The following is a 6,984-nucleotide window of genomic DNA, read 5'->3' as shown; positions in this document are numbered from 1 at the left end:
GTGCGGGCCACCGCCGGGCCGGAGGGCCTGTCGCCGGGCGCCGGGCGGGCGGCGGCGGCCGGAGCCGTGTACGCCACGGCGGCGGCCGCCAAGGCCGCGAGCACCGCCCGGCGCCCCATCGCGGGTCCGGGCATCTCAGCCCGCCTCGGGCACGAAGCGGATGCCGTAGCCGCGGATCCAGGCGTCCAGGTCGATCAGCCGCTCCATGACCGCGCGCCCGCTGTAGGGCCCGCCGATCGAGTACGAGCCCACGGGGCGCTCAAGCAGGCGTCGCAGGCCCTTCGGGTCGACGAGGTCCAGTACGGGGGAGTCGCCCGAGGCCAGGGCCGTGATCCGGTCGCGCAGGGAGATCTCGTACTGGACGTCCTGGGTGGACGGGTACGGGCTCTTCTTGCGCTCCACGATCGAGCGCGGCAGCACGTCCTGGGTCGCGGCGCGCAGCAGGCTCTTCTCGCGGCCGTCGAACGTCTTCATCGCCCAAGGGGTGTTGAAGACGTACTCGACGAGGCGGTGGTCGCAGAACGGGACGCGGACCTCCAGGCCCACCGCCATGCTGATCCGGTCCTTGCGGTCGAGCAGGAAGTTGACGAAGCGCGTGAGGTGCAGATGGCTGATCTCGCGCATCCGCGCTTCCTGCGGGCTCTCGCCGGGCAGGGCGGGAACGTCGCCGATGGCTTCCTTGTAGCGCTGGTCGATGTAGGCGCCGAGGTCGAGCCGGTCCCACAGGCCCGTGGTGCGCAGCGCGTCCTGGCCGCCGGCCCGCCGGTAGGGCAGGTGCCAGGGGAAGGTGGCCGAGGAGACCGCCTCCGGGTCGTGGAAGTGGCTGTAGCCGCCGAAGAGCTCGTCGGCCGACTCGCCGGACAGGGCTACCGTGGAGCGGGCCCGTACCGCCTGGAAGAGCAGGTAGAGCGAGTACTCCATGTCACCGGTGACGGTGGGCAGGTCGAGCGCGCGCAGCACCGCGCCGCGCACCTCGGGCGTGAGCAGCTGAGCGTTGTCGAGGACGATGTCCTCGTGGTCCGTGCCGATGTGGGCGACCGCCTCCTTCACGAACGGCGCGTCCGGCGCCTCCCACACCGCGTTGGCCTCGAACCGCTCGGCGTGGCCGGTGAAGTCGACGGAGAAGGTGCGGATGCGGCCGCTGCCCTCCTCGGCGAGCGCCCGGGCGGCGAGCGCGGTGACCGCGCTGGAGTCGAGGCCGCCGGAGAGCAGCGAGCACAGCGGCACGTCGGAGACGAGCTGGCGGCGCACGGTGTCGTCGAGGATCTCGCGGACCGTGCCGACGGTGGTGTCCAGGTCGTCGGTGTGCGGGTGCGACTCCAGCTGCCAGTACCGCGTCTTGCGCAGACCGCGCCGCGAGAGACGGACCATGCTGCCGGGCCGCACCTCGTACATCCCGCGGAACACGGCGTGTTCGGGTGTCATCGTCAGGCCGAACACCTCGCGCAGGCCCTCGGCGTCGACGACCGGCTCGGCCAGCGGATGGGCGAGGATCGCCTTGGGCTCGGAGCCGAAGAGCACTCCGTCGTCGGTGGGGTAGTACAGGAGCGGCTTGACGCCCATCCGGTCGCGCACCAGGAGCAGTTCCTCGCTGCGGGTGTCCCACAGGGCGAACGCGAACATGCCGTTGAGCCGCTCGACGAAGGAGTCTCCCCACTCCAGATACGCCTGGAGCACCACCTCGGTGTCGCTGGAGGTGCGGAACCGGTGGCCCCGGGCGCTCAACTCGGCCCGCAGCTCCCGGTAGTTGTACACCTCGCCGCTGTAGGTGACGACCGCCTCGGGGGCGGCGCCGAACCCGGCGCTCATCGGCTGCTTGCCGCCCTCGATGTCGATGACCGCGAGGCGCCGGTGGCCGAGCGCGACGTGCCGGCCGGTCCACACCCCGCCCGCGTCGGGTCCGCGGCAGACCATGGTGGCGGTCATGGCCCGGGCGCTCTCCTCGTGCCGCGTGACGTCGTGGCCGTAACCGACCCAGCCCGCTATACCGCACATGTCTCAGACCCCCCTCTCGTCAGGCGTAGGTGTAGTACCGGCGGTGGTCGACGACCTCGGCGACGGTCCTGGTGTGCCACGGGAACAGCGGGGTGCTCGGATCGGCGACCTCGGGGGTCGGCTCCTGCGGCAGGTAGTGCGGCACGTCCGGGTGGAGCGTCTGCCAGTCGGCCCAGATCTTGTCGATGAAGCAGTGGTGCAGGAAGAAGACCGGGTCGTTGGGGGAGGAGATGTACATCATGTGGCCGCCCACCCACTGGTGCCCGGCGCCGTGCAGCTTCCCCGCCGGGGGCTCCCAGGCGAAGTTGGTGTAGCCCTCCAGGTGGTTGCGGAAGCTGTTGTACGGCGGCTGGCTGCCGGAGGTGTAGTTCCACGGCGGGCAGTCGTAGACCGGCAGGTCCATGGTCTGCTGGAGTTGCTCGGGCGAGGGCAGCGAGGGCATCTTCTGGGCGATGCGGCGGATCAGGAACTTGCGGTCGTCCACGGTGTAGTGGCCGTTGAGCGCGGGGTTCTCGTCGCCCTCGGGCTGCACGTTGACCTTGAGCTGCCAGCCGTTGGGGTAGGCGAACGGGCCCGTCATCACCATGCCGTCGGATGCCCGCCCGTCGCCGCCCATGAAGTCGTCGGCCCACAGGGGCGACTGGGGCGACTGGTCCTTGGTCCAGTCCCAGTACGGCAGGGTCACCGTCGGGTCGACCCGGCGCAGCTCCTTCTCGAACTCCATCAGGTACTGCCGGTGCCAGGGGAAGAACCCCGGGTTGATGTGGCCGACCCGCTTGCCGGTGTCCTTGTCGAGGTAGTCCTGGGAGTTGACGTCGACGTGGAGCTTGACGAACCGGTCGTAGATCCCGCGCCGCTTGATCTCCACGACGGCCTTGATGAACCGCCGCCGCTCGCTGCGCGACATGTCCAGGTGGTTCCTGCGGACGTGCGTCATGGTCCTGTTCCTCAATCTCGCGGGATCACATGGAGTGGTGGGAGGCGTCACCGAGCGGTACGAGGTTGGCGCCGTGCAGCTCGTCGACGGCGGCGCGGGCGGCGTGCAGCGGCGTCTTGGCGACCTCGTAGTGGCACAGGGCGCTCAGATAGGCGCCCTCACCGAGCTTCATCAGGTGCAGCGGCTTGCCGTCTATGGAGACGGCGTGGTCCGCGCCGGTCCGGGTGACCTGGATGGTGCGGCCCTTGTAGGTCTCGGTGTGGTCGTCGCTGTGGGCGGCGGCGACGGGGGCGTGGCCGGAGCCGTTGCGGGTGCCGTAGACGGCGACCCCGGCGGCTCCGGAGAGCCCGGTGGCGACGGTGGCGGCGACCGCGCCCCGCTTGATCACATCGCGGCGGTTGAGCATGGGGGGACCTTTCTGTGGGTGGGGATGGGGCCGCGGCGGCGCCTTACGGCACCGCTGCGGCCGTGATACCTAAGGGGCGCGGGGCTGTGACATGTGCGGCTCCGCCGCGTGGGCGCGACCAGCCCAAGCGGACCCGCAGCCGACCAACCGCGCCCCAGCGACCCGCTACTTCTCCAGGCAGAACTCATCGATCGGGTAGCCCACATGCCGGTCCTCGCTCGGCAGGAACCCGAGCACCTTGTCCCCCGGCTTGAGCTCGGTGCTGTTCAGCACCACACCGCCGGGTCCGAGGACCCGCACGTGCCAGTCGTCCTGGAGGATCAGGTTCACCTGCTGCCCGTTCGGCGCCACCGCGTCGATCGAGATCAGCGGCCGGGACTCGATCTTGACCCGCCCGACGGTGACGATCCGGGTCTGGCCCTTGATGTCGACCGCGAGGACCTTGCTGCCCGCCTTGAGCTCGCTGAGGTAGTTGGTCCGCTCGTCCTTGGAGAGGGTGTACGAGTGGATCGCGCCCGCGTTGACGCGGAACGGCCGGGTCGGCATGTAGGGCAGCGGGTGCGTCTCGCTGACGCACAGGATCATGCCCTTGGAGTGCGAGCCGACCAGGATGCCCTCGTCCTCGCGGAAGTAGGTGCAGGTGTCGACGCAGGCGCGCTCGCCCATGCCGATGTGCTCGGTCTGCCGTACCTCCAGCTCGACGAGGTTGAGGTTGGGCACGTCGGCGGTGGCGGCGGCCTTGAGGTGGGCCGCGTCGCCGACGGCCTTGGGCGCCATCATGACGCCGTCGGAGCCGTGCTCCAGGACGCCGAAGATGATCTCGGCCTCCTCCACGTCCTGGGCGACGGTGATCATGCTGCCGGTGGCCCGGGCGGCCGCCGCGATCACGATCTCCAGCGGGATCTTGGTGGGGTCGCGGAAGAGCAGCACGCTCCACTTCTCGGTGCGCGCGGACTCGCAGGCGTCCTCCAGGGTGGGCGCGTCGATGATCTCCACGAAGCGCCCGAACTCGATCTCCGGGTGCTTGACGGCCAGTTCGGCCGGGGTGATGCCGTGCGCCGCCGGGTCCACGATGACCACCGACGCGTCCCCGAACCCGTCCGGGAGCGGCTTGCCCTGCGGGAAGAGGACCTTGGTGATCGTCGGCGGCAGGTCGGCCAGGTCGGCGGGGTCGTCGGCGACGATGCCTTCGAGCCGGTAGTGCAGGGCCTCCTGGAGGATGGCCTCCTTGGCCTCGCCGAGCGAACGGGCGTCGAGCCAGCTGAGCTTCATGGGGAGAACTCCTCTTAAGAGACGGTGGTCAGCGGTACGGCGAGAGCCTCGGGGGCCGCGCTGTGCGCGGGCAGGTCGTGCGGTACGGGGTGGATCAGCCGGGCGACCTTGGCGGCCATGGCCCCGGGGTCCGGCGCGAGGAAGACGTTGCGGCCCATCGCCACGCCGCTGGCGCCGCCGCGCAGCGCCTCGTCGACGTAGGCGAGCACCCGGCTCTCGTCGGGCTCCCGGGGGCCGCCGACGACGATGAGGGGGACCGGGGACGCGGAGGTGATGTCGCGCATCTCGGCGATGGACTCGGCGCAGACGGTCTTGACGATGTCGGCGCCCAGATCGGCGGCGAGCGAGGCCGCGTGCGCGATCAGCGCCGGGTCGCGCGGGTTGGTGATCTTCGGGCCGCGCGGGTACATCATGGCGAGCAGCGGCACGTTCCACCGGTCGCAGGCGTCCGCCACGGCGGCCATGTCCGCGACCTGCTGGCGCTCCTGCGTGGAGCCGAGGTTGACGTGCACGCTGACCGCGTCCGCGCCGAGCCGCAGGCACTCCTCGACGCTGGCGACCAGGTACTTGTCGTTGGGGTCGGGGGCGTGCACGGTGCTGGCGCTCAGATGCACGATCAGCGAGGTGCGGGCGAACCGGGCGGAGTCGACGTACCGCAGGCTGCCCTTGTGCAGGACCACCGCGTCCACGCCGTTGTCCGCCAGCTGCCCGACCAGGTGGTCGAGACGGTTGCCGCCGGTCAGCGGGCCGTCGGTGACCGAATGGTCCAGCGGGACGACCAGCAGCCGGTCGCCGCCGTGGCGATGGATCCGCCGTAGCCGCAGCTGCCGTGCAAAGGAATGGTGCAACATCATCGGAACCTCCTCTGTCGGATCAGGCGGGCACGGGCGCGGTGAACCCCGTCCCGGCGTTGAGCGCGGCAAGACCGAACTCGTCGTGCAGGACCCGGGCGGCCCGGACCGCGTCGTCGTCCGGGACGGTCACCGAGATCCGCATCTGCGATGTGGAGACGGAACTGGGCGCGATCGCCTCGGACTTGAGGCAGCGCAGCAGCCGGGCGGTGCTGTCCGGGCGGCTGAGCAGTCCCGTACCGACGAGGGAGAGCTTGGTGATCCCCTCGTCGGACTCCATGCGCCGGCCCGGCGGCCCGGGGCGCCGGGCCAGGAAGTCCCGCAGCGGCTGTACGTCGTCGGTGTGCAGGGTGATGCCGATGTGCACGCCCGTGCTCCCGTCGGAGAGCGCCGCCATGTCGACGGAGAGGGACTCACGGGCGAGGAAGGCGAAGACGTCGGTCGCCGCGTCCGCGTCGCCCGCGCCGAAGCGCAGGGTCACCCGGGCAACGTCCGCGTCGAGGACCACTCCGGTGACGGTCGTCGGTGATTCGAGCATGTCGGCTTTCGTCTCCTCCCTGGCGGCGATCACGGTCCCGGGACCGGGCCGTGCGGAGTGCTTGACGTGGATGTCGACCTTCCGCAGCGCCGCCAGCTCCACGGCCCGGGCGTGCATGACCCTGGCGCCGGCGAACGACATCTCGGCCATCACGTCGACGTCGACGACCGGCAGGACCGAGGCGGCGGGCAGCACCCGGGGGTCGGCGGTGTACACGCCGTCGACGTCGGTGTAGATCTCGCAGTGCGCGGCGCCGAGTTCGGCGGCCACGGCCACCGCCGTGGTGTCCGACCCGCCGCGCCCCAGCGTGATCACGTCGCGCCGCGCGGTGAGCCCCTGGAACCCGGCGACCACCGCGACCGCGCCCTGGGCGAGCACCTCGCCGATGGCCTCGGTGTCCACGGCGACGATCACGCCCCGGCCGTGCGCGCCGGTCGCCAGGATGCCGGTCTGGGCGCCGACCAGGGACACCGCCCGCACCCCGGTGCGGTGCAGGGCCATGGCGAGCAGCGCGGCGGACGCGCTCTCGCCGGTCGCGAGCAGCTGGTCGGTCTCCCGGCCCGCCGGGGGCGCTCCGACGGACTCCGTCAGCCGGAGCAGCCGGTCGGTGGTGTTCCCCCGGGCCGAGACCACGACGACGACGTCGCGGCCGGTGCGGCGGGCGGCCGCGACCCGCTGCGCCACGGCACGGACCTGCTTGAGCGTGGTGAGCGAGCTCCCGCCGTACTTGTGCACCACGGGCCCGCGCCGGTCGGGGCGTTCGGCGTGCGAGGGGTCACCTCCGCCGTTCGAGAGAGCCATGAAGCAGTCCTTTCCTACGGCTTCGGCGAGGCCGTTTCCCGGATCCCCGTGCCTTTCCCGTCCGGCCCCACCGGCGGTGACGCTCCCCGAGGCGCGTATCGGCCAGGTTTCACGCGGATATCGCGGACCGGCGCGCGGCGATACCGGATGCGCGATGCCCCGTGCCGAGGGCACGGGGCATCGC

Annotated in this window: 6 protein-coding genes; all 6 read right to left on the bottom strand. The window is 71.4% G+C overall.

Going from position 1 to position 6,984, the window contains the following annotated elements:
- Positions 1–135 precede the first annotated feature (135 nt).
- The 6 genes from asnB to ACFWA7_RS26910 all read right to left on the bottom strand — a co-directional run bounded on the left by asnB (position 136) and on the right by ACFWA7_RS26910 (position 6,800).
- Positions 136–1,995, bottom strand: a complete 1,860-nt coding sequence (gene asnB, locus ACFWA7_RS26935) for an asparagine synthase (glutamine-hydrolyzing) (protein WP_385540172.1) — start codon at positions 1,993–1,995, stop codon at positions 136–138.
- A 19-nt stretch (positions 1,996–2,014) separates the two neighbouring features.
- Complete coding sequence (locus ACFWA7_RS26930) at positions 2,015–2,932, bottom strand: tyrosinase family protein (protein ID WP_385540174.1); 918 nt, start codon at positions 2,930–2,932, stop codon at positions 2,015–2,017.
- A 25-nt stretch (positions 2,933–2,957) separates the two neighbouring features.
- On the bottom strand, positions 2,958–3,338 hold the full coding sequence (locus ACFWA7_RS26925) for a tyrosinase family oxidase copper chaperone (protein WP_385540176.1): 381 nt from the start codon (positions 3,336–3,338) through the stop codon (positions 2,958–2,960).
- A gap of 165 nt (positions 3,339–3,503) precedes the next feature.
- Complete coding sequence (griH, locus tag ACFWA7_RS26920) at positions 3,504–4,610, bottom strand: 3-amino-4-hydroxybenzoic acid synthase (RefSeq protein ID WP_385540178.1); 1,107 nt, start codon at positions 4,608–4,610, stop codon at positions 3,504–3,506.
- A gap of 14 nt (positions 4,611–4,624) precedes the next feature.
- Entirely contained in the window at positions 4,625–5,464 is an 840-nt protein-coding gene (locus ACFWA7_RS26915) for a 2-amino-3,7-dideoxy-D-threo-hept-6-ulosonate synthase (protein ID WP_385540179.1), read from the bottom strand.
- A 19-nt stretch (positions 5,465–5,483) separates the two neighbouring features.
- Complete coding sequence (locus ACFWA7_RS26910; protein WP_385825583.1) at positions 5,484–6,800, bottom strand: aspartate kinase; 1,317 nt, start codon at positions 6,798–6,800, stop codon at positions 5,484–5,486.
- Positions 6,801–6,984 lie beyond the last annotated feature (184 nt).

Source organism: Streptomyces sp. NPDC059994 (assembly GCF_042737755.1).
Classification (GTDB): Bacteria; Actinomycetota; Actinomycetes; order Streptomycetales; family Streptomycetaceae; genus Streptomyces.
This window is presented reverse-complemented; position numbering and strand designations above follow the sequence as displayed.

Bases quoted from the DNA above. Each gene is read 5' to 3' on its own strand.
- ACFWA7_RS26915 (WP_385540179.1), bottom strand. From the start codon at position 5,464: ATGATGTTGCACCATTCCTTTGCACGGCAGCTGCGGCTACGGCGGATC.
- ACFWA7_RS26930 (WP_385540174.1), bottom strand. From the start codon at position 2,932: ATGACGCACGTCCGCAGGAACCACCTGGACATGTCGCGCAGCGAGCGG.
- griH (WP_385540178.1), bottom strand. From the start codon at position 4,610: ATGAAGCTCAGCTGGCTCGACGCCCGTTCGCTCGGCGAGGCCAAGGAG.
- ACFWA7_RS26925 (WP_385540176.1), bottom strand. From the start codon at position 3,338: ATGCTCAACCGCCGCGATGTGATCAAGCGGGGCGCGGTCGCCGCCACC.
- ACFWA7_RS26910 (WP_385825583.1), bottom strand. From the start codon at position 6,800: ATGGCTCTCTCGAACGGCGGAGGTGACCCCTCGCACGCCGAACGCCCC.
- asnB (WP_385540172.1), bottom strand. From the start codon at position 1,995: ATGTGCGGTATAGCGGGCTGGGTCGGTTACGGCCACGACGTCACGCGG.